The sequence below is a fragment of the Lysobacter defluvii IMMIB APB-9 = DSM 18482 genome (assembly GCF_000423325.1).
Classification (GTDB): Bacteria; Pseudomonadota; Gammaproteobacteria; order Xanthomonadales; family Xanthomonadaceae; genus Novilysobacter; species Novilysobacter defluvii.
In genome coordinates this window covers 113,393-134,367 of sequence record NZ_AUHT01000012.1, presented here as the reverse complement: position 1 = coordinate 134,367, position 20,975 = coordinate 113,393, and the positions used below count along the sequence as shown (strand labels likewise).

General features: G+C 73.2%; 17 protein-coding genes and 1 pseudogene. 9 read left to right on the top strand and 9 right to left on the bottom strand.

The genetic code is table 11. The annotated features are described in order from the left end of the window. Positions 1-22: 22 nt before the first annotated feature. Positions 23-928: pseudogene (locus G545_RS0111180) on the top strand (ribonuclease H-like domain-containing protein); the annotation flags it as partial. 67 nt (positions 929-995) lie between these two features. Next, positions 996-1,292 (top strand): I78 family peptidase inhibitor, encoded by a 297-nt coding sequence (locus tag G545_RS14545; RefSeq protein ID WP_052106887.1) that lies wholly within the window; start codon positions 996-998, stop codon positions 1,290-1,292. 38 nt (positions 1,293-1,330) lie between these two features. On the opposite strand, the gene G545_RS0111170 is transcribed toward G545_RS14545, so the two are convergent. After that, positions 1,331-1,564 (bottom strand): hypothetical protein, encoded by a 234-nt coding sequence (locus tag G545_RS0111170; RefSeq protein ID WP_027070454.1) that lies wholly within the window; start codon positions 1,562-1,564, stop codon positions 1,331-1,333. Between the two features lie 189 nt (positions 1,565-1,753). On the opposite strand from G545_RS0111170, the gene G545_RS0111165 reads away from it, so the two are divergent. Beyond that, complete coding sequence (locus G545_RS0111165) at positions 1,754-3,169, top strand: M28 family metallopeptidase (RefSeq protein ID WP_027070453.1); 1,416 nt, start codon at positions 1,754-1,756, stop codon at positions 3,167-3,169. 30 nt (positions 3,170-3,199) lie between these two features. Here the strand turns inward: G545_RS0111165 and G545_RS14540 are convergent, their stop codons facing one another. The 8 genes from G545_RS14540 to recC form a co-directional block, all read right to left on the bottom strand. After that, entirely contained in the window at positions 3,200-4,282 is a 1,083-nt protein-coding gene (locus tag G545_RS14540) for a DNA topoisomerase IB (protein WP_043711737.1), read from the bottom strand. Positions 4,283-4,327: 45 nt separating this feature from the next. Continuing rightward, the gene (egtD, locus tag G545_RS0111155) at positions 4,328-5,299 is read right to left on the bottom strand and encodes an L-histidine N(alpha)-methyltransferase (RefSeq protein ID WP_027070452.1); all 972 of its coding nucleotides are present in this window, start codon (positions 5,297-5,299) and stop codon (positions 4,328-4,330) included. Beyond that, positions 5,296-6,579, bottom strand: coding sequence for an ergothioneine biosynthesis protein EgtB (egtB, locus tag G545_RS0111150; protein WP_027070451.1), 1,284 nt, complete (start codon positions 6,577-6,579; stop codon positions 5,296-5,298). Before egtB ends, egtD begins: the two co-directional genes overlap by 4 nt. 45 nt (positions 6,580-6,624) lie before the next feature. Beyond that, positions 6,625-7,209 carry a GTP cyclohydrolase I FolE gene (gene folE, locus G545_RS0111145; RefSeq protein WP_027070450.1) on the bottom strand — a complete coding sequence of 195 codons (585 nt, stop codon included), beginning with the start codon at positions 7,207-7,209 and terminating at the stop codon, positions 6,625-6,627. A gap of 131 nt (positions 7,210-7,340) precedes the next feature. Beyond that, a complete protein-coding gene (locus tag G545_RS14535; protein ID WP_052106860.1) occupies positions 7,341-7,808 on the bottom strand; it encodes a hypothetical protein in 468 nt (155 codons plus the stop codon). Between the two features lie 99 nt (positions 7,809-7,907). Further along, on the bottom strand, positions 7,908-9,686 hold the full coding sequence (gene recD / locus G545_RS14530; RefSeq protein ID WP_043711714.1) for an exodeoxyribonuclease V subunit alpha: 1,779 nt from the start codon (positions 9,684-9,686) through the stop codon (positions 7,908-7,910). Beyond that, positions 9,683-13,336 (bottom strand): UvrD-helicase domain-containing protein, encoded by a 3,654-nt coding sequence (locus G545_RS0111130; RefSeq protein WP_027070449.1) that lies wholly within the window; start codon positions 13,334-13,336, stop codon positions 9,683-9,685. The genes recD and G545_RS0111130 overlap by 4 nt, the downstream gene beginning before the upstream one ends. Continuing rightward, entirely contained in the window at positions 13,333-16,794 is a 3,462-nt protein-coding gene (recC, locus tag G545_RS0111125) for an exodeoxyribonuclease V subunit gamma (RefSeq protein WP_027070448.1), read from the bottom strand. Before recC ends, G545_RS0111130 begins: the two co-directional genes overlap by 4 nt. 165 nt (positions 16,795-16,959) lie before the next feature. Between recC and G545_RS0111120 the strand changes: the two genes are divergently transcribed. The 6 genes from G545_RS0111120 to G545_RS14520 are packed head-to-tail and all read left to right on the top strand — an operon-like array spanning position 16,960 to position 20,959. Continuing rightward, on the top strand, positions 16,960-17,748 hold the full coding sequence (locus G545_RS0111120; protein WP_027070447.1) for an ABC transporter ATP-binding protein: 789 nt from the start codon (positions 16,960-16,962) through the stop codon (positions 17,746-17,748). Beyond that, positions 17,748-18,497 (top strand): MlaE family lipid ABC transporter permease subunit, encoded by a 750-nt coding sequence (locus tag G545_RS0111115; protein ID WP_027070446.1) that lies wholly within the window; start codon positions 17,748-17,750, stop codon positions 18,495-18,497. Before G545_RS0111120 ends, G545_RS0111115 begins: the two co-directional genes overlap by 1 nt. Positions 18,498-18,505: 8 nt before the next feature. Continuing rightward, on the top strand, positions 18,506-19,030 hold the full coding sequence (gene mlaD, locus G545_RS14525; RefSeq protein ID WP_052106862.1) for an outer membrane lipid asymmetry maintenance protein MlaD: 525 nt from the start codon (positions 18,506-18,508) through the stop codon (positions 19,028-19,030). 33 nt (positions 19,031-19,063) lie between these two features. Next, positions 19,064-19,720 carry an MlaC/ttg2D family ABC transporter substrate-binding protein gene (locus G545_RS0111105; protein ID WP_027070445.1) on the top strand — a complete coding sequence of 219 codons (657 nt, stop codon included), beginning with the start codon at positions 19,064-19,066 and terminating at the stop codon, positions 19,718-19,720. Between the two features lie 12 nt (positions 19,721-19,732). Next, on the top strand, positions 19,733-20,011 hold the full coding sequence (locus G545_RS0111100) for an STAS domain-containing protein (protein ID WP_036138050.1): 279 nt from the start codon (positions 19,733-19,735) through the stop codon (positions 20,009-20,011). 3 nt (positions 20,012-20,014) lie between these two features. Continuing rightward, positions 20,015-20,959: an MlaA family lipoprotein gene (locus G545_RS14520; protein WP_081677862.1), complete on the top strand. Its 945-nt coding sequence runs from the start codon at positions 20,015-20,017 to the stop codon at positions 20,957-20,959. The last annotated feature ends 16 nt before the right edge of the window (positions 20,960-20,975 follow it).

Sequence of the window (20,975 nt, the reverse complement as noted above, 5' to 3'; positions counted from 1 at the left end):
GTGCGCGCTGAAGCAGCAGGCCGGTGGCCGGCTGCCAGGCGCCGCGCCGCCGCAGGCTTCGACCGCGCCGCACGCGCGCCCGGCGCAGCCAACGCCGCCGGGCCCCGGCTCCCCCGCCCCGCCCCCGGTGGACCGCCTGCGGCGGCTGCTTGGCGTGCGCGACCGCGCCCCCGTGTATGCCGCGGCCACGCACCCGGTCGACCGCAGCCTGCCCGGCCGGGAGATCGCACCGGGACTGCGACTGGTCGAGGCGCACCTGCCCCAGCCGATCCCGCGCGGGCCGTTGCCGCTGGGCTTCGCCCGTCGTGGCGACCAGGTCGACCCCGGCCGGCTGCTGTTCTTCGACACCGAGACCACTGGGCTGGCCGGCGGCACCGGCACCCGCGCGTTCCAGATCGGCGCCGCGGACTGGCACCGGCACCCCGAGCTCGGCGACGGGTTGCGGGTACGCCAGTTGCTGATCACCACCCTGGGCGCCGAACGCGCGATGCTGGAGGAGTTCTCCCGCTGGCTGCGGCCGGGTACCGTGCTGTCGAGCTACAACGGCCGCTGCTACGACGCGCCGCTGCTCAAGACGCGCTACCGGCTGGCGCGCATGGGGGACCCGATCAGTCCGCTCGACCACGTCGACCTGCTGTTCCCGACCCGCCGCCGCTATCGCGGCCGCTGGGAGAACTGCCGCCTGGCCACGATCGAGCGCAAGCTGCTGGGGATCGTCCGCGAGGACGACCTGCCCGGCTCGGAGGCGCCGGCCGCCTGGCTGTCCTACCTGCGTGGCGGCAGCTCGGCGCTGCTCCGGCGCGTCTGTGCGCACAACCACCAGGACGTGGTCACGCTGGCGCGGCTGCTGTTGCGGCTGGTCGAGGCACACGAACAGTCGCCGGAACTTTCCGGCGCGGTGCGCCGGGAGGCGGCCCGTGCCGGGTGAGGGGCTTTACGCGCCCAACACGTGGCCGCCAGCAGGCTGCAGCCGGACTTCACAGGAGCCCCCCGCCATGACCCGACCGATCCTGCCGCTGGCCGTACTGCTGACGTCGATCGCCGCGTGCTCCACCGTGCCGCCGCCCGGTGCCGTGGAACAGGTGACCGGCACCTGCAACGCCGAGGCGGCGCGTTGGACGATCGGCCGGGCCGCGTCGCCCGAGACCGTCGAGGACGCGCGGCTCGCCAGCCAGAGCCGCGACGTGCGGGTGATCGAGCCGGGACAGGCGGTGACGATGGACTACCGCCACGACCGGTTGAACATCGACGTCAACGAGCGCGGGGCGATCACCGGGGTGCGTTGCGGGTGAGCGGCTGATCCGCGACCGGACCCACCCGCCCCGCCGGGTCAGGCGCGGTCGTCCACGCCCTGCACCCCTGCCTTGCGGGCGCAGTGCGCACAGCAGTAGAACGTCCCTTCCGCTTCCACGCCATGGCCGATGATCCTGCAGTTGCAGTGGCTGCAGGTCGGGGCCAGCGCATGGATCGCGCATTCGAAGGAGTCGAAGGTGCCGCTGCCCCGCGGCCCCTGGACGGTGAAGGCCTTGTCGTAGTTGTTGCCGCAGACGTCGCAGGTCGCCATGGCGCGCTCCCGTTTGGTGGATGGGGGAGCGCCACCGTAGCGGCCAGCGGGTAAGCGGCGGTCAAGGCGGCGCACGCCCGCATGGACACGGATTGAACGAAACGGCCGGCCCGGCACATTGAACCGGCGGCTGCATCGTGCAAGGTTCCGGTGGAAGCAATGCCACTCCCGTCCGCCACCGGAGCCACCATGCACCCGTCCCGCCGCTTCGCCGTCCTCGCCGCCGTCCTGCTCCCCTGCGCGGCACAGGTACACGCGCAGGCCGCACCGGCCGCCGGCACCGCGACCCCGGCGCCGCCCGCCGCCGACGTCCGCCTCGACGCCATCGCCCGCGCCCCTTCGGCCGATCGTATCGAAGCCGACATCCGGACCCTCGCCGGCTTCGGCACCCGCCACACGCTGTCCGACACAAGCTCGGACACCCGCGGCATCGGGGCCGCCACGCGCTGGATCCAGTCCGAGTTCGAGCGGATTTCCGCTGCGTGCGGCGGCTGCCTGGAGGTCATGACGGTCAGCGACACCATCTCCGGTGAAACCCGCATCCCCGAGCCGACGGTCGTCACCAGCGTGATCGCCATCCAGCGCGGGCACGCCGACCCCGGCCGCTACGTGATCATGAGCGGCGACATCGACTCGCGCGCCTCCGATGTCATGGACGCCACCTCCGATGCGCCCGGGGCGAACGACAATGCCTCCGGCGTCGCGGGCACGTTGGAGGCCGCCCGCATCCTGAGCCGGCACCGCTTCGACGGCAGCATCGTCTATGCCGCGCTGGCCGGCGAGGAGCAGGGGCTGTTCGGCGGCAGGATCCTGGCGAAGCACGCCCGGGACAACGGCTGGCGCGTCGAGGCGGTGCTCAACAACGACATGATCGGCAACACCCGCGGCATCACCGGGGTGGTCGACAACACCAGCGCGCGCGTGTTCGCCGAGGGCACCCGGGTAACCGAGACCGCCGAGGAGGCCCGGGCCCGTCGCTTCACCGGCGGCGAGGTCGACTCGCCCTCGCGCAACCTGGCCCGCTACATCGACCGCATCGCCGACCGCCACGTGCCGAACCTGGACGTGATGATGATCTATCGGCTGGACCGCTTCGGGCGCGGTGGCCACCACCGGCCGTTCAACGACCTGGGCTACCCGGCGGTGCGGATCATGGAGACCCACGAGGACTACACCCGCCAGCACCAGGATCTGCGGGTGGAGGACGGCATCGCCTACGGCGATACGGTCGATGCGGTCGACTTCGACTACGCCGCCAAGCTGACCGGCCTCAATGCCGCGGTGCTGGCGGGCCTGGCCTGGGCACCGCCGCCGCCGGCGAACGTGGAGATCGAGGGTGCGGTGACTGCGCACACCACGTTGCGCTGGGAACGCCCGGACCCCGCGCAGGCACCCGGGCTGGCCGGGTACCGCGTGTACTGGCGGCTGACCACCGAGCCGCAGTGGAGCCACAGCCAGTGGGTCGGCGATGTCGGCGAGTACACGCTGGAGAACGTGGTGATCGACAACTACTTCTTCGGCGTGGCCGCGGTGGACGAGGACGGGAACGAGAGCCCGGTGGTGTTCCCCGGGGCGGGGGGAAGCTTCGGCGACTACGCCCCCTGAGCCGCGCGGCTGGCGACCCCGGCCGCGGCGTCACCTGCGGCGCGTCCGGCTGGCCTTGCGGTGTTCCCTGCGCAGGAAGCGCAGGGCGGCCTGTTCCCACTGCCGCGGCCCGCGCGCTCCGTTGGCGTACCGGGCCAGGCGTCCCTCGCGCCAGGCTTCGAACACCACCGGGTCGATGTAGGCCTTCCGGCAGACCGCCGGGGTGTTGCCCAGCTGCGCGGCGACGTCGCGCACCACCTCGTTGAGCACGCCGGCAAGCACGCGCTCGGCCGGTTCGCCCCCGTCCCGGCCTCCCGGCACCGGCGTGCAGGCCAGGGCGCGGAACGCCGCGAGCGTCCCGCCCCAGGTGCGGAAGTCCTTGGCGCTGAACGGGCCGCCCATCGCCTCGTGCAGGTAGTCGTTGACCTCCCCGGAGTCCACCGGCCGCAGCTCGCCGTCGTCGTCGCGGTACTGGAACAGCGCCTGCCCGGGCAGCTGCTGCATCCGCCGCACCATCTGCACCATCCGGCGGTCGTCGAGCTCGACCTCGTGCTCGGCGCCGCCCTTGCCGCGGAACTTCAGCCGTGCCCGGCCGCCGCGCAGGAAGGCGATGTGTCGCTTGCGCAGCGTGGTCATGCCGTAGGAGCGGTTCTCGCGCGCGTAGGCGTCGTTGCCCACCCGGACCAGCGTCTCGGCCAGCAGCGCGACCACCATCGCGATCACCTTGCCGCGGGGGAAGCCGCGCTGGCGCAGGTCGCTCCGCAACCGGCGGCGCAAGCGCGGCAGGGCCTCGCCGAAGGCGACGATGCGGTCGAACTTGCCGGCGCCGCGCACCTCCTGCCACTCGGCGTGGTAGCGGTACTGCTTGCGCCCGCGGGCATCGCGGCCGGTGGCCTGCAGGTGGCCGTTGCGCTGGCGGCAGATCCACACGTCCGTCCACGCCGGTGGAATGGCGAGTTTCCGGACCCGGTCCAGCAGCTCGCGGTCGGTTACGCGGCTGCCGTCGGGTTCCAGGTACTCGAACCCGTCGCCGGAACGGCGGCGGGTGATCCCCGGCTGGTCGTCGCAGACGTAGCGGAGCCCGGCCTGTTCCGCGATGGCGGCAGGTTCGGGGACATGGGCATTGGACGGCATGGGCCGAGCATCCCGGCCGCGGCGTCGTTGTGGTGCGAAGCGGAACTACGCAGCACGCAACAGCCGCAGGCCGAACCAGTCATCCGCGTCGTTCCACGCTTGCGCCACCCGCAGCCCGGCCTCGGCGCACATCGCCGCGAAGTCCGCGTCGGTGTACTTGTGGCTGTACTCGACCCGGATCGCCTCGCCCTGCGCGAAGTCGAAACGCTGGCCGGCGATGCTGGCGTGCTGCTCGCGCAGGCTGACCAGGTCGGTCTCGATGCGCCGCCGGCGCGTGCAGTACCGGGCGCGGTGCTGGAACCCGCCGACATCGAAGTCCGCACCCAGCTCGCGATTGAGCCGATGCAGCAGGTTGAGGGTGAAGGCGGCGGTCACCCCGGCGGCATCGTTGTAGGCTGCCTCGATTACGGCCGGGTCCTTGTCCAGGTCGATACCGACCAGGGCCGCGCCGCCCGCGCCCATGGTCGCGCGCATCGACTGCAGCAGCCCCACGGCTTCCGCGCGCTCGAAGTTGCCCAGCGTCGAGCCGGGGAAGAACAGCAGGCGCGAGCGCGCCGGCCGCGCCGGCTCCGGCAATGGCACGGCCGTGGTGAAGTCCGCGCAGACCGGCAGCATCTCCACCGCCGGGAAGCGCCGCGCCAACCGCTCCACGCTGGCCAGCAGGGCCTCGCGGGAAATCTCCACCGGGGTGTAGGCGACCACCCCGTCCAGGCCTTCCAGCAGCAGCTCGGTCTTGCGCCCGCTGCCGCTGCCGTACTCGACCAGGTGCACGTCCGGACCGATCGCCCGGGCGATCGCGGGCGCGTGTTGCTGCAGCATCGCGGTCTCGATGCGCGTCGGGTAGTACTCGGGCTGCCGGGTGATCTGCTCGAACAGCCGCGAGCCGGTGGCGTCGTAGAAGTACTTGGACGGGAGGGTGCGCGGCCGCGCCGACAGGCCCTCCAGCGCATCCGCACGCAGGTCGCCCTTGCGCGGCTGCAGGTCCGTCAGGCGCCAGCGAATCGGAGCCGGGTTCATGCGGGATCCGCCGCCAGCCGCAGTCCCCCGAACTGCCAGCGGGTCCACGGCGGGAAGAAGTTCCGGTAGCTCGCGCGCACATGCCTGCGCGGAGTGGCGCAGCTCCCGCCGCGCAGCACCAGCTGTCCGCTCATGAACTTGCCGTTGTACTCGCCCGCCGCGCCCGGCAGCGTCCGGAAGCCCGGGTACGCGGCATAGCTGCTGGAGGTCCATTCCCACGCGTCGCCGAACATCCGCTCCAGCCCGCCCTCCCGTGGCACGGGCCCGCCGGGGTGCAGCCGGCCCTGGTCGGCGAAGTTCCCGTCCAGCGGCAGCTCCCGTGCGGCGTGCTCCCATTCGAACTCGGTGGGCAGCCGGGCGCCCGCCCAGCGGGCGAACGCATCGGCCTCGTAGGCGGACAGGTGCACAACGGGTGCGTGCGGGTCGAGCGCGCGGGTCCCGGCCAGGGTGAACTCCGCCTCCAGGCCCGGGGCCCAGTACAGCGGCCGGGACCATTCTTCGGCCTGGACCCGGTCCCAGCCGTCGCTGAGCCACAGCTGCGGGCAACGGTACCCCCCGTCGCGGATGAAGTCGCGGTACTCGGCGTTGCTCACCGGCCGCCGCGCGAGCCGGTACGGGGCCAGGAAGACCCGGTGCGGGGGCGACTCGTTGTCGTACGCGAACGCCTCGTCCTCGCCGGGCCAAGGGGCCGCGCCGACCGTGGCCAGCGCCTCCCCGAACGCGTGCCAGCCTTGCCCGGCCGCGGGGGTCGGCCCGCATGCCAGGCCGGGGTCATAGGCCGGCTGCAGCGGGTTCGACCACAGTGCGTGCTTGGCGTCGGTGAGCAGGAGCTCCTGGTGCTGCTGCTCGTGGTGCAGGCCCAGGACCAGGCGCTGGCACGCCTCCGCTTCCAGCGCACCCCGGTCCAGCGCCTCCCCGATGCGTTCGTCGACCGCGGCGCGGTAGTCGAGCACCTGCTGCAGTGACGGGCGCGACAGCAAGCCGCGCTGCTGGCGCGGGTGGAAGCCGCCCAGGCCGTGGTAGTAGCTGTTGAACAGCCGGTCCCAGTCCGGGTGCATCGCAGCCTCGCCCGCCTCGCGCAGCACGAAACGTTCGAAGAACCAGGTCGTATGCGCCAGGTGCCACTTGGCCGGGCTGGCCGCGGGCATCGACTGCACCATCGCGTCCTCCGCCGACAGCGGTGCCGCGAGGTCCAGGGTCCGCTGGCGGATCCGGCGGTAGTCGGACGCGAGTCCGGCGTTGCCTGGCGTGGCGGGAACGGTCGTTGCTGCAGCGCTCATGGCGCGAGCGTCGCACGCCAGGGGTGTGGCCGCGATGACGCGGGCTCAGGCACCGCCGCGGATGAACTCCAGGAACTCCGCCCGGGTGCGGGCGTCGTCGCGGAACGCGCCCAGCATCTTCGAGGTGGTCATCGCCACGCCGCGCTTGTGCACGCCACGCGTGGTCATGCACTCGTGCGCGGCCTCGATCACCACCCCCACGCCGCGGGGCGCCAGCGCGCGCTGGATGCAGTCGGCGATCTGCGCGGTCATCTTCTCCTGCACCTGGAAGCGGCGCGCGTACGCGTCGACCACGCGTGCCAGCTTGCTGATGCCTACCACGCGGCCGTGCGGCAGGTAGCCCACGTGGGCACGGCCGATGATCGGCGCCATGTGGTGCTCGCAGTGGCTTTCGAACTGGATGTCGCGGAGCACCACCATCTCGTCGTAGCCGCCGACCTCCTCGAAGGTGCGGCCCATGTACTCGTCCGGGTCGATTTCATACCCGCTGAACCAGTCGCCATAGGCTTCCACGACGCGGCGCGGGGTATCGACCAGGCCCTCTCGGGCGGGGTCCTCGCCCGCCCAGGCCAGCAGGGTGCGCACGGCGTCTTCGGCCTGCTCGCGGGAGGGACGGTGCTTGTCGGACATGGCGCTCTGGCGTGTTACCGGGAGGCCGGACATGCTACCGCCTGCGGCCGACCGCTGCCGGCAAACGAACAGGCGGGGCCGCCGTGGCAGCCCCGCCCCTTGCTTCGTGCGGCGGTACGGCCGCAGGCCGGTCAGCGGCCGTCGCGGTCGGCGTCGCCCGGGATCGCACGCTCGATGTGGTGCCAGCCATCGCGCACCGCATGGCGGGCATCGTTCCAGGCCAGGCGCGAATTGCTCTCGGCGCGGGTGCGCTCCCAGTCCCGCTCCAGGTCGGCTTCGGCGTCCTCGAAGCGGCGGCCCTGGTAACGGCCATAGGTGTCGTAGCCGTACTGGTAGGCCGGACCGTAGTCGTTCCAGTCGCGGTCGGCGTTGTAGTAGGAGGTGTTGCGGTACTCCTTCTTGAAGTGGTCGTGGTAGTCGGTGGGGTTCACCGCCTCGGCGATCGAATCACCGGCCTTGGCGCCGACCACGCCGCCGGCGACCGCACCGATGGCGCTGCCGACCGGGCCACCGGCCGAGCCGATGGCGGCACCGGCGACGGCACCGGCGACGGCACCGCTGCCGGCACCGATGCTGTGGTCCTTCTTGACGTCGTTCATCTGCAAGCTCCTGTAGTGGGGAAGACCGGACCGGAGTCCGGGAATCCATCCTCGGGAGCGACAGGTACAACCGGGGTGAAAGCGGCGGGTGCCCCGCTTTCAGTCGTTCAGGCGGGCCGCAAGCCCGGTCACCCGCACCACGTGCCGCTGCAGTGCGGTCGATAGCACCTGCGCACTGCCGGCCACGTGCAGCCGCCGCCTGGCGCGGGTCGCCGCGGTGTAGAGCAGCTCCCGCGACAGCACCCGGTTGTCGACGGCCGGGAGCTGCAACCAGACCTCGTCGAACTCCGAGCCCTGGGCCTTGTGCACGGTCATGGCGAAGGCGCTCTCGTGGTCGGGCAGCGCGCCGGGCTGGAACGGCCTTGGCGCATCGGCCCGGCTCCCCGGGAACCAGGCCACCAGGCGGCCGTTGCCGTCGTCCAGGCAGACCCCCACGTCCCCGTTGAACAGGCCATGGCGGTAGCTGTTGCGGGTGACCAGCAGCGGCTGGCCGTGGAAGTGCGCCGGGGGACGCGGGCCGGCGAGGCGTTCGGCGACGCGGGTGTTCAGCGCCTGCGCGCCCTGCGGGCCCTGCCGCAGTGCCACCAGCAAGCGGACGCGGTCGACCATCCCGAGCGCCCGGGCCGGATCGGTCTCCCGCGCCAGCGTGCGCCAGTGTTCCAGCAGCCCGTCGCCGCCCCGGGCGAGCGGATCGGTGGTGTCCTCGTGGAAGCGGATTCCATCCAGCTCGCCGCCGCGCAGGAGGGCGAGCGCCGCATCGGCCTCGCCTGCGCGGATCGCGTTGGCCAGCGGGGCGAGTTCGAGCGATCCGGCCTGGCGGTATCCACGCTGCAGGTGCACGCGGTGCCCCCGCAATGGACCCGCGGGAGCCCCCGCTTCCCCGGTGGCGAGGTCACCGGTGGTGCTGCAGATCGCCGCCAGCACGTCCCCCGCCTCCACCGACGGCAGCTGGTCCGGGTCGCCCAGCAGCACCAGGCGGGCGTCGTCCCGGACCGCCTCGGCCAGCTTGCACATCAGCGGCAGGTCGACCATCGACGCCTCGTCGACCACGACCACGTCGTGGCGAAGCGGATTGTCCGCGTCATGGTGGAAGCGGGTGGAGTCCCGCCGCGTCCCGAGCAGGCGGTGGACCGTGCTGGCGCCCGCAGGCAGTGCGTCCAGCCAGGCCGGGTCGATGCCGGGGGCGCCGCGCAGCCGCTCCAGCGCGGCACGCAGGCTCCCGGCCATCCGTTCCGCGGCGCGCCCGGTCGGGGCCGCCAGGGCAATGCGCGGGGGTTCGCGGCCGGCAAGGGCCGCGGCGGCGACCAGCAGCACGAGCAGGCGGGCGATCGTGGTGGTCTTGCCGGTACCGGGGCCGCCGGTGACCAGGAGCAGGGCGCGCTCCAGGGCGCTTCGCGCGGCCAGCGCCTGCAGCGGGTCCGAGCCGCCGGGCGGGAAGAGTGCCTCCAGCACCGGGGCCAGGGCGCCCGGATCGGGCGCCGGCGACGCGGCGGCGGCGAGCCCGCGCAGCCGCGCCGCGAGCCTGCGCTCGTACTCGCGATAGCGCCGCAGGTACAGCAGCCCGCCCTCCAGCACCAGCGGCCGGTCCTCGGGGGAGGGCTCGTCCAGTGCACCCGGCCGGGACACCCAGCGCGAGGACGCGAGCGCCTGCTGCCAATCCCGTGCCGCCGGCCACGCCACCCGGCCGGGAACCAGCAGCGCCGGGTCGGCGGTATCCAACGCGGCATGGCCCGCGTGCACCGCCAGCGAGGCGAGCGCGGCCGCCGCAGCGACCTCGTCGCTGGTGCCGGGGTCGAGCCTGCGCAGGGTCGCGCCCAGCGCGTCGTCGAGCGTGCGCGGGCCCTGTTCGCACGTGCGCAGCGCCTCCAGCAGGCTCACGGCGCGCCCTCCACGGTGGCGGCCCCGGCGAACAGCGCATCGACCGCATGCACCAGCTCCGGTTCGAAGCGCCACGCCTGCACACCCGGCGAGTCGACGCGGGTCGCATCCAGGCCACGGCAGAACAGGTAGCGCACGCCGCCGAAGTCACGTGCGTAGTCGTAGTCGGCACCGAGGCGGAAGCGCAGCCAGCGGTGAAGGGCCACGGTATAGATCAGCGCCTGCAGCCCGTATTCGTGGTGCGCCATGGCGCCCGCCAAGGCCTGCGCGTCGTAGGCGGGCAGCTGGTTGGACTTGTAGTCGAGCACGTACCAGCGCCCTTCGTGGTGGTAGGTGAGGTCGATCAAGCCGGTCATCAGTCCCTCGAGCCGCCGACGCGCGCCGAAGCCGTGGCGGTCGGGGAGCAGTCCGTGGGCGTGCAGCAGCCCGATCAGGTCCCCGACCGGGGTCGGTGCGAGCGCGAACTGGAACTCGATCTCGGGCCGCCGCTGCTCCTGCGGCAGCGCCGCCAGGCAGGTGCCTTCCGGCAGCGCCACCGTCAGCGTATGCCCGGCCAGCCTGGCGAGCAGTTCGACCCCGTCCTCGAGGTCGGCCGAGCCGTAGCCCCCGCGACCCAGCGCGGCGGCGATCTTCTCCCGCTCGCCCCCGGGCACCGGTGCCCCGGGGTGCCAGCCACGCCAGCGCGCGAAGTCGGCATGCTCGAGCACGTCGTGCAGGACCACGCCGAAGCGGGAACCGGAGAAGCGTGCATCGAAGACCCCGTCCTCCTGCCGTGCGTCGGCTGGGGCCGCTTCCGGCTCGTCGCCCCCGCCCTGTACGGGCTGGGTGGCGGCGCTGGAGCGATCCTGGCCGGCGTCGGCGTTGGACAACTGGGTGAAGCTGTGGACCCACCAGTCGCTGTGCAGCCCACGACCGGGCGCGCGCGCCTCCGGTACCGCCCGCCCCATGGAAGCGGGCAGCCAGGGCAGCGTCGAGGGCGGCGGCGTGTCATCGACCACGATCGCGCCCGATGCGGCGTCCTGCAGCGCCGCCGCGTCCTGGATCATCGGCCACAGCGGCGAGGACTGGTGGGCGTGGAACCGGCCACCCGCCAGCCACAGGGCATCGCGGGCACGGGTCAGGCCGACGTACAGCAGGCGGGCGTCCTCGGCCTGCTGCGCGCGCTTCCAGGCCGCCGCCGCCTCGTCCCAGCCACTCCCGGGCACGCCGAGCTTCCAGTGCAGCTGCCGGCGCGTTGATCCCTCGCCATCGGGCGCTTCGCCACCCGCGGCGTTCACCACCACCCGTTGCCCGGGGGCCGGCGCCTTCCCGCCGATGCCGGCGTAGGGCAGGAACACCAGCGGGTACTCCAGGCCCTTGCTCTTGTGCAGTGTCACCACCTGCACCCGCCGCGCGTCGGATTCCAGCCGCAGCAGCTGCGCCTCGTCGTCGTTGCTGGCGGCGGCGATCTGCCGCGCGAGCCAGTCGGCCAGTCCCTGGAGGCCCGGCACCTGGCGGTGCGCCTCCTGCAGCAGCTCGGCAAGCTGCAGGTAGTTGGTCAGCCGGCGCTCGCCATCCAGCAGCCCGACGAGGCGCTTCGCATGTCCGGCGCACAGGTCGCCCAGCAGCGCGAGCGGTCCGCCGCGCTGCAGGCGGTCGCGCCAGCCGAAGGCCTCCAGCTGCCAGCGCTCGAGCGCGTCCTCGTCGGCCAGAGCATCGATCGCCGCGGCGTCCTCCCCGACCAGCACGGTCGAAAGCGCGGTGCGCAGGCGGGCGGCATCGGCCCCATGCAACAGGGCCATCAGCAGCGCATGCACCTCGCGCGCCTCGGCGGTGGCGAACAGGCTGAGCTTGCCGGCGGCGACCGCCGGGATGCCGACCCGTGAGAGGGCCTGGCGGATCATCGTGGCCTGGTCGTGGGTGCGTACCAGCACCGCGATGTCGCCCGGTTGCACCGGCCGGCCGTCGATCCGCGCACGGCCCGCAGCGGCATCGGCGAGCACGCCGTGGATCGCGGCCACGCAGGCACGGGTGGCCAGCTCGCGCGACTCCGGCGCGCTCCACGACTTCTCCTTTCCCTTTTCGTCCCGGCCGGGGTGGGGCGCCCGCCACAGTGTCAGTGCCGGCGCCGGTCCCCCGCCGCGCTGGTAGTCGGCATCGTCCCGGCTCCCGCCGGGCCGGACCGGACGGAAGCGGATGCGCGGGTCGACGAACGCGCCCCCGTCGGTATCGGGCGAGGCGTCGGCGCGTGCATACAGGGCATCGATCGCCGCCAGCACCGAAGGGCGCGAGCGGAAGTTGAAGGACAGCGGCGGCGCCGCGGCGGCACTGCTGCAGGCCATCAGGTAGGTTTCCACATCGCCGCCGCGGAAGCCGTAGATCGCCTGCTTGGGGTCGCCGATCAGGAACAGCGCCGGCTCCCCGGCACCAGCCTCCGCTCCCGCGCGGCCGAACACCCGGTCGAAGATCCTCCACTGCCGCGGATCGGTGTCCTGGAATTCGTCGACCAGGGCGACCCGGTACTGCGCCCGCAGCCGCGCCGCCAGTGCGTCGGCATAGGGACCGTCGACCGCATCGGCGACCCGGTCGACCAGGTCGTCGTAGGTCTGGATCCGCAGCGCCTGCTTGCGCGAGGCCAGGCGGCGGCGCGCTTCGGCGCGCACCTGGTGCAGCAGCCGTGCCTTCTGTGCCTCGCGGATCTCCCCGACCCGGGCCAGCGCCTGCGCATAGGCCTCCACCGCGTCGCACAAGGGCGAGTCCGGCGTGCGCCCGGCCCCCGCCTTGCTGGTGCGCGCCAGCAGGGTGTCGCGGTGCAGTTGCGGCAGCTTGCCGTGGGCGAAGGGACCGCGGTCCTCCGAGTCGCACCAGGTCCGCAGTGAATCGAACAGTTCCTCGATCCAGGCCAGCTTGTAGCTGTTGGCGTGGAGCACCTTGTTGGCGACCGCTTCGGCGAGCGCCGCGCGGAACTCGTCGCCGTGCCGGCGGGCGGCGTCGGCGAACGCCTCGCCGGCCGCGTGCAGCATCGGCATTGGATCCGGAAGCTCACCCGGCTCGGGTGGCAGCAGCACCGGCTCGCGCACCAGCAGCGGCAGGTCCGCGGCCAGCGCCTGCGGGCCGCCGCTCCAGAGGGCGGACAGCGCCTCGACGCTCTCCGCATCGGTTGCGTGGGACCGCCACAGGTCGGCGGCCACGTCCTCGCGCAGGGCCTTGTCGTTGGCCAGCAGCTCCGGCGCATCGAAGCCCTGCCCGCACTCCAGCGCATGCTCGCGCAGCACCCGCGCGCAGAAGCCGTGGATGGTGAAGATCGCGGCCAGGTCGATGCGGTCGGCCGCCTCGCGCAGGCGCCGCGCCATCGCGCGCGGCGATTCCCCGCTGGATTCCAGGTGCGCCTCGATCACCGCGCGGGTGATCGCCGCCTCGGGCGAGTCGCCGTCCTCCGGATCCCCGGCGGCCACGCGCCCGGCCACCAGCAGGCGCTTGCGGATCCTCGCGCGCAGCTCCTGCGTCGCCGCCTCGGTGAAGGTCACCGCCAGCACCTCGCCGACGTCCAGGCGTTGCTCCACCACCAGCCGCAGCACCAGCGTCGCCAGGGTGAAGGTCTTGCCTGTCCCGGCCGAGGCCTCGATCGCGTGGGCCCCGTCGAGCGGGAGGGAGAGGTAGGGATCGCTCATTCGCCGCCCTCCCCGTCCTCGAGCACGGCCGCCAGGCCACGCAGCGCCCCCGCGTCCACCCCGGAATACACCTCGCCCGCTTCCAGCGCGGAAAAAACCGCCATCGCCACGTCCGCGAACCGCACGAGTTCCTCGTCGCCTGCAAAGGGGTCCCGGCCCCGCAGCGCCAGCTGGAACGCGGCACCCTCCCCCTCGGCAAAGCCGCGGCCGGCGCCGCGCCACCGCTTCGCCGCGGCCGCCGCGCCCTTCTCCAGGCTGCCACGTTCCCCGGTCGCGGCCTGGTAGTAGTCCCAGCTGCTGTAGGGCGCGAACGGGAGCGGCTCGCGCAGTCCCTGTCCGCGCAGCTGCAGCAGCCGCCGCAGGGCGTCGCGCGCCTTGCATGGGTCGAGCGCGGGCCGGACGTGCGGCCCCACCCCGGCGCCCTTCACCAGGTGGAACTGGACCAGGTCGAGCCCGGCCCCGCCCGCGCTCGCCAGCAACCAGTCCAGTCCCGCCCGGATCGCACCAGGGCCGCTCTGCTCATCGAAGCGCACGCGGGCGATGCCATGCGGGTAGACATCGGTGAGCTGGCCATGCACCCGGAACCCGTCGACCGTGGCCTCCACCTGGAGCGAGCGCGGCTCCGCGCCGGCGCGCCAGCGCTCGAACGCCTCGACGTACTCCGCCACCTGTTCGCGCACCTCCGCGAACATGCGCCGCCCGGAGGCACCCGCGGCGAGCATCGCCCGTGCCCGCAGGCCGGCGCAGATCCGATCCTCGTCCCCACCCTGCAGCAGCGCGTCGAACACGGCGCGTTGCAGCAGGCTGCGCTCCAGTCCGCGGCCCGGGGCGACCAGCGGCTCCACGTCCTCGCCGCGCCCTTCGATCGGGTCCAGCCGCAACCCGAGCCGCTGCTGGAGCAACGCGTCGGCGGGCTGCAACAGGAAACGCCGCAGCGCCGCGATCGGCAGGCCGTCCTCGTCAGCTTCCTCTTCCGTGTCGCCACGTGGCTCCAGGGGGGCGGTGATCCAGGGCGCCAGCGCTTCCCGTCCGGGGGCCAGCCCGGCCACCGCTGCCTCGCGCCAATGCGCGCGGTAGGAGAAGCGCCGGGGCTCGAGCGTGGCCATGCCGCCGCCGTCGTCGTCCCCCGCACCGAATGCCTCCGGGGAAAACGGCTGCAGCGGGTGCTGCACGACCAGCTGCACCGCAGCGGTGGACTGCGAGGCATGCTGCGCGGCGGCCACGGCGATCAGTTCCGAGACCAGCACCGAGGGCTCGCGTGCGCTGCCATCGCGCGGATCGGCGCCCTGCCAGCTGACGTAGAAGACGTCCTGCGCGGCGGCGAACAGCTGCAGGAACAGGAAGCGGTCGTCCTCGCGGGTGGAGCGGTCGCCCGGCCGCCGGCGCTCGCTCCCCAGCTCCGCGGTGAGGCGGTTGAGGCCAGCCGCCGGCTCACGGCGCGGGAAGTCGCCGTCGTTCATGCCAAGCACGCAGATGACCCGGAACGGCAGCAGCCGCATCGGCACCATGCGGCCGATGCTGACGCCGCCGGTGAGCAGCGGCGCCCGGGTGTCGGCCTCGCGCAGCACGCGGCCGAAATGCGCCCGCACCGCCTCCGCCGGCACCGTGTCCTCGAAGCCGGCGCGGGCGGCGGTGGCGGCGAAGTCGTCCACCAGCGCGCGCAGCCGGTCCAGCGCGCGCCGCGTCGACGGATTCGACGGCGGGCGCGGCAGCAGCGCATCCAGCATCCCCAGCAGCCGGTCGCGCCAGGCCGCGGGCGGCAGGGCGCCGTCCAGCAGGCGGGCATGGCGCGCCAGCACCCGCAGCAGGCCGACGAGGACGTCGAGCGCATCCAGGGCGCTGCCTTCCAGGTCCGGCAGCGGCGCGACGCCGGCGATTTCCCCGTCGCTGCCACTGGCATGGCCGAGCAGCAGCCGGTCGAGCGCGAAGGCCCAGGTGAAGGCGTCGTCCTCCGGCGCCTGCAGCCGTGCGCGGTGGGCCGCATCCAGCCCCCAGCGCGCGCCGGCGGCGGAGAGCCAGCCGTGCAGCCGTTCCAGCGCCGCAGGGTCCAGGCCACTGGCCTCGGCCAGTGGCGGGCTGGCGAGCAGGTCCAGCACCTCGGACAGGCCGAACCGCGAGACCGGCAGCGCCAGCAGCTTCAGGAACACCTCCACCAGCGGCTCGGCCGCCAGCGGGCTGGCGTCGGCCAGCGCATACGGGATCGCGCCGGGTTGGCCGCGGTCGCCGAAGACTGCGTCCAGGTAGGGCAGGTACTCGTCGATGTCCGGTGCCAGCACCGCGACCTCGCGCGGCTCCAGCGGCGGATCGAAGCGCGGGTCGTCGAACAGGCCGCGCAGCTGGTCGTGCAGCACCTGCAGTTCGCGCAGGCGCGTATGGCAGGCGTGCAACTGCAGGCTGGGGTCGCCGCGGTCGACCTGGTCGCGCAGGGGGAAGCCCGGGGTGGCCCGGCGGTGGAAGAGGTCGGACTGGAGGCGGCGCAGCAGGCTGCCGTGGAGCGCGCCGCCGCCCTCGCCCGGGTCCACGTGCGCCTGCAGGTCGGCCGAGGCGTGTACCAGTTCGTACTCGCCGATCACCCGCATGAAGTCGGCGCCGGCCGCGCCCCAGCCCTGCAGCAGCCGGTTTTCCGGGTGCTCGTCGGCATCGTCCTGCGGCACTCCGTGGCGCAGCGGGCGGGCCCGGACGCGCTGCAGGTCACCCCAGTAGTCGCGCGCCGGCGACGGCACGAAGAAATGCAGGGTGCCGACCCGCGCCTGGGTGGCGATGACCCGCAGCACGTCGGGGGACACGTTGAGCGTGGCGAAGGCGCACAGCCGGGCCGGCAGGCCCTCCGGAAGCGGCGCGCCCGGCGCCTCGTGGCGGGCCAGGTACTGCTGGATCCGCCGCGCCCGGTGCTGGCGGCCACGCGCGACCTCCCGCCACAGGATCGCCTGCGGGTCCTCCGGGTCGGCCCCGTCCTCCCAGCGGAGCAGCCAGTCGCGGCGCCAGGCCTGGTACTTCTCGAACACCGTCGCCAGCTCGCCGGCCAGTGACCAGGCCCGCAGCGGGTCGTCGCCTTCCAGGTGGCCCGCGATCGTCGCCAGCGCCGGCCGCGATAGCAGCGCCGGGTCGGTCAGCGCGGCATACAGGTGCCACTGCAGGGCCGCCGCGTCGAGTTCATCGCGGTCCAGCCCCGGCTCCACGGCACCGCCCGGCCCCGGGTTGGCCTGCAGCGCCCGGCCGACGAACTCGCCCGGGGTCAGGAACTCCAGGTTGGCCGCGACGCCGTGGCGGGTCGCCAGGGTCGCCTGCAGCCAGCGCCGCATCGCGACCTGGGGGATCAGCACCACGTCCGGGGCGAGCAGCGGCTGCCCGGGCGCCGGCGACTGCAGGATCCCCGCCAGGATGCCGGCGAGCACTTCCAGCGCATTGGAATGGTAGAGGCGGAAGTCGGGCGCGCCGACGTCTGGAGGGGCAGGCATGGGGCCATCTTGCCGCAGCATCGTCGCACCCGGCGAGACATGCGGCGCCGGGGCCACTGGTGCGCGAAGCCGCGTGCCCCGACAATGGTGAACACCCATTCAGCGCCTGTCCGCCATCCTGCGCGGCCGTCGTTCCCCCGCCGTACGCGTCCTCCAGGTCCCTGCATGACCCACCCCGGCCCCATCGTCGAGCTGTCCGGCGTCCGCCTCGCGCGCGGTGGCCGCACCGTGCTCGACGGGATCGACCTGTCGGTGCCCCGCGGGCAGGTGGTGGCGGTGCTGGGGCCCTCGGGCAGCGGCAAGTCCACGCTGCTGGCGGCGTTGACCGGAGAGCTGGAGCCCGCTGCCGGCAGCGTGCGCCTGTTCGGCCAGCCCATGCCGACCCGTGCCCGCGAATTGCTGGAGCTGCGCAAGCGCATCGGCGTGATGCTGCAGGGCAATGGCCTGCTGACCGACCTTACCGCGGCCGAGAACGTCGCCCTGCCGCTGCGCGCGCACACCAGGCTGCCGGTGGAGCTGATCGAGCGGCTGGTGCGGCTCAAGCTCCACGCGGTCGGCCTGCGCGCGGCCGCCGACGCGTTCCCGCGCGAACTGTCCGGCGGCATGGCGCGCCGGGTCGCGCTGGCGCGCGCGCTGGCGCTGGACCCGCCGCTGATGATCTACGACGAGCCGCTGACCGGCCTCGACCCGATCGCGTCCGGCGTGGTCATGGAACTGGTGCGCCGGCTCAACGACACCCTCGGGCTGACCAGCATCGTGGTCACCCACCACGTGCACGAGACCCTGCCGGTGGCCGACCACGCCATCGTGATCGCCAACGGCTCGATCGTGTTCTCCGGGACGCCGGCCGAGCTGCAGGCGACCGCCGATCCGCTGGTACGCCAGTTCCTGGATGGCGAGCCGGACGGGCCGATCCCCTTCGACGCCGTGGCGCGCAACGCGGAGGCCGCCTGATGGCCTTCGCCTCCGCCGTGCGCTCGGTGGGCCGGGCCGGCCTGTTCACCCTGTCGGTACTGCGCGCCTCGCGCCCGACCCCCGATCTGTTCCGCGAATTCGTGCGCGAGATCTACAAGATCGGCGCACGCTCGCTGCCGATCATCGCCGTGGGCGGCGCCTTCGTGGGGCTGTCGCTTACGCTGCTGGCCTACCGCGCGCTGGACACCTACGGCGCGACCAGCCAGGTCAGCCTGATCCTGGGCTTGGGCCTGTACCGCGAACTCGGTCCGGTACTGACCGCGCTGCTGTTCACCGGCCGCGCCGGCTCGTCGATCGCCGCCGAGCTGGGACTGATGCGCGCCACCGACCAGATCACCGCGCTGGGGCTGATGGGCATCGACCCGGTCGGCCGCGCGGTCGCGCCGCGGTTCTGGGCGGCGGTGCTGTGCGTGCCGCTGCTGACCGGCTTCTTCATCAGCTTCGCGATCAGCGCCAGCTACCTGCAGGCGGTGCACGTGATCGGCATCGACGGCGGGGTGTTCTGGCAGGTGCTGCGCGACGCGGTCGACCTGGTCGAGGACTTCGGCATGTCGATGATCAAGTCCGCGGTGTTCGGTGCGGTCGCGGCGCTGGTCGCGGCCTACGTCGGCTACCACGCCGAGCCGACCATCGAGGGCACCTCGGTGGCGACCACCCGCGCGGTGGTCAACGCCTCGCTGCTGGTGCTGATGCTGAACTTCGTGATGTCCGCCCTCCTGTTCGTGTGAGATAGACCATGGCCTCCCGCGCTCCGCGTATCGAATTCGCCGTCGGCGCCTTCCTGCTGCTGGCCCTGGCCTCGCTGCTGGTGCTGGCACTGGGCTCCACCAACGGCCGGCTGGGCTGGTTCGGCAGCGACAGCTACGAGGTGACCGCCCGCTTCACCAACCTGGGCCCGCTGCGCACCAACGCGCCGGTCAAGGTCGGCGGGGTCACCATCGGCCGCGTCTCCGGCATCGGCCTGGACCCGGTGAAGCTGGACTCGGTGGTCACCCTCGCCATCGACAGCCGGTACTCCGACCTGCCCGCCGACACCAGCGCCGCGATCCTGACCTCCGGCCTGCTCGGCGAGAGCTACGTCGGCCTGCAGCCGGGCGGCGACCCCGAGCCGCTGCGCGAGGGCGACGAGATCTTCCTGACCCAGTCCTCGGTCGACCTGATCCAGATGGTGGGCAAGTACATGTTCAGCGGCGGCGGCGACAATGACGGGTCCACGGTCGAAGAGCCGGCCGACGACCTGCCCGCGTACCTGCAGGACTGACACCTCCACACCCGCCCCCCAGGGAGTGAAACCATGAATACCCCGTTCCGCACGCTGCTCGCCGCCGCCGTGGCCACCGCGCTGCTGGCCGCCGCTCCTGCCTTGGCGACGGCCGCCCCGGCCCCGCAGGCCGCCACCGCACAGGCCGGCAACCCCAGCCAGCTGGTGAAGGACAACTTCAGCCGCATCCTGACCACGCTGCAGCAGCGCCGCGCCGAGTTCACCGCTGACCGCGGCAAGCTGCGTGCGTTCATCAGCGCCGAGTTCAACCAGATGTTCGACCGCGACTACTCGGCGCGGCTGGTCCTCGGGCGGCACGGCCGCGGCGCGTCGGATGCGGATGTCGCCGCCTTCGCCGATGCGCTGGCCGACAGCCTGATGTCGCGCTACGGCGATTCCCTGCTGGGCTTCAACAGCGACTTCACCGTGCGCATCAAGGGCGAGAGCCCGCTGCGCGACGGCCGCATGGTGCGCGTGGCGACCGAGCTGGAGCGCACCGGTGGCGAGCCGATCCCGGTGGACTACCTGATGCGCCAGGACGGCGGCCAGTGGAAGGTCTTCGACGTGATGGTCGAGGGCGTCAGCTTCGTGCAGACCTACCGCAACCAGTTCGACGGCCCGCTCAACCGCGGCTCCATCGCCCAGGTCACCGCCGACCTCCGCGCCGGCCGCCTCCAGGCCGGCAACTGAGGCCGCCGCCGCATGGACGCGAACGTGCAGCGTGAGGGCGATGCCCTGGTCTTCCACGGCCGGATCGACCGCGAGGCGGTTCCCTCGCTGTGGCGTGCGATCCAGTCGGACGAGCACGGCATCGGGCGGGTGCGCTTGCAACAGGTCGAGTCCATCGACAGCGCCGGCATCGCGCTGCTGGCCGAGCTGGCCGCGCGCAACGGCGAGGGCCTGGTCGTCGAGGGCGCGCCCGCCGGCCTGGCCGAACTGCGCGACGCCTACCGGCTCGACGACCGGCTGCGGTTCGCCTGAGCCATGACGATCTCCATCCGTTTCCCGACCTCCCGCCGCCCCGCCCGCGCCGCACTCCTGGTGGCCGTGCTGCTCGCGCTCGCCTCCGCGGGTTGCTCGAGCCGCGGCGAGGTGCGCGACGAACCGGCGGCCGGGGCGCCAGACGCGACGGTGCCGGCTCCACCCGCGACGGACGAGCCTGGCCCCACCGCCGCGGAGCGGGACTTTGAGGCCCTCTACGGGCCCGTCGCGGCGGACGCGGCCGGCCCCGCCGGCAGCAACCCGCGCGACCCGTGGGAAGGCTTCAACCGGCGCGTGCACCGGTTCAACAACGCCCTGGACCAGAACGTCGCCCGCCCCGCAGCGGAAGCCTACGTGGCGGTGGTGCCGTCGCCGGTACGCACCGGGGTACGCAACTTCTTCAGCAACCTGGGCCAGCCGGTGTCGGCGCTCAACGCGCTGCTGCAGGGCAAGCCGGTCCAGGCCGGCCAGGCGCTCGGGCGTTTCGTGCTCAATGCCACGCTGGGGGTGGGCGGCATCTTCGACCCGGCCACCGACGCCGGCCTGCCGCACCGCAGCGAGGACTTCGGCCAGACCCTGGGCGTGTGGGGCTGGCGCGAGTCGCGCTACCTGGAGCTGCCGCTGTTCGGGCCGCGCACCGTGCGCGACACCTTCGGCCTGGCCGGTGATGCCCCGCTGTCGCCGGTCCGCCAGATCGACGACGACGTGGCGCGGGTGGGCACCCAGGGCCTGCAGCTGGTCGACCTGCGCACCCGGCTGATGGCCATCGACAGCCTGCGCGAAGGGGCGGCGGACGACTATGCGCTGATCCGCGACGCGTGGCTGCAGCGGCGCGACTACCAGATCTTCGGCGACCGCGGCAGGGACGACGAGAGCGGCCTGCCCGATTACCTGCTCGAGGAGGAGCCGCCGACCATCCCGGCGGATTCGATCCCGCCGGGTCTCTGAGCCGCCTCGCCCGGCG

Bases quoted from the DNA above. Each gene is read 5' to 3' on its own strand.
- G545_RS14545 (WP_052106887.1), top strand. From the start codon at position 996: ATGACCCGACCGATCCTGCCGCTGGCCGTACTGCTGACGTCGATCGCC.
- G545_RS0111170 (WP_027070454.1), bottom strand. From the start codon at position 1,564: ATGGCGACCTGCGACGTCTGCGGCAACAACTACGACAAGGCCTTCACC.
- G545_RS0111165 (WP_027070453.1), top strand. From the start codon at position 1,754: ATGCACCCGTCCCGCCGCTTCGCCGTCCTCGCCGCCGTCCTGCTCCCC.
- G545_RS14540 (WP_043711737.1), bottom strand. From the start codon at position 4,282: ATGCCGTCCAATGCCCATGTCCCCGAACCTGCCGCCATCGCGGAACAG.
- egtD (WP_027070452.1), bottom strand. From the start codon at position 5,299: ATGAACCCGGCTCCGATTCGCTGGCGCCTGACGGACCTGCAGCCGCGC.
- egtB (WP_027070451.1), bottom strand. From the start codon at position 6,579: ATGAGCGCTGCAGCAACGACCGTTCCCGCCACGCCAGGCAACGCCGGA.
- folE (WP_027070450.1), bottom strand. From the start codon at position 7,209: ATGTCCGACAAGCACCGTCCCTCCCGCGAGCAGGCCGAAGACGCCGTG.
- G545_RS14535 (WP_052106860.1), bottom strand. From the start codon at position 7,808: ATGAACGACGTCAAGAAGGACCACAGCATCGGTGCCGGCAGCGGTGCC.
- G545_RS0111130 (WP_027070449.1), bottom strand. From the start codon at position 13,336: ATGAGCGATCCCTACCTCTCCCTCCCGCTCGACGGGGCCCACGCGATC.
- recC (WP_027070448.1), bottom strand. From the start codon at position 16,794: ATGCCTGCCCCTCCAGACGTCGGCGCGCCCGACTTCCGCCTCTACCAT.
- G545_RS0111120 (WP_027070447.1), top strand. From the start codon at position 16,960: ATGACCCACCCCGGCCCCATCGTCGAGCTGTCCGGCGTCCGCCTCGCG.
- G545_RS0111115 (WP_027070446.1), top strand. From the start codon at position 17,748: ATGGCCTTCGCCTCCGCCGTGCGCTCGGTGGGCCGGGCCGGCCTGTTC.
- mlaD (WP_052106862.1), top strand. From the start codon at position 18,506: ATGGCCTCCCGCGCTCCGCGTATCGAATTCGCCGTCGGCGCCTTCCTG.
- G545_RS0111105 (WP_027070445.1), top strand. From the start codon at position 19,064: ATGAATACCCCGTTCCGCACGCTGCTCGCCGCCGCCGTGGCCACCGCG.
- G545_RS0111100 (WP_036138050.1), top strand. From the start codon at position 19,733: ATGGACGCGAACGTGCAGCGTGAGGGCGATGCCCTGGTCTTCCACGGC.
- G545_RS14520 (WP_081677862.1), top strand. From the start codon at position 20,015: ATGACGATCTCCATCCGTTTCCCGACCTCCCGCCGCCCCGCCCGCGCC.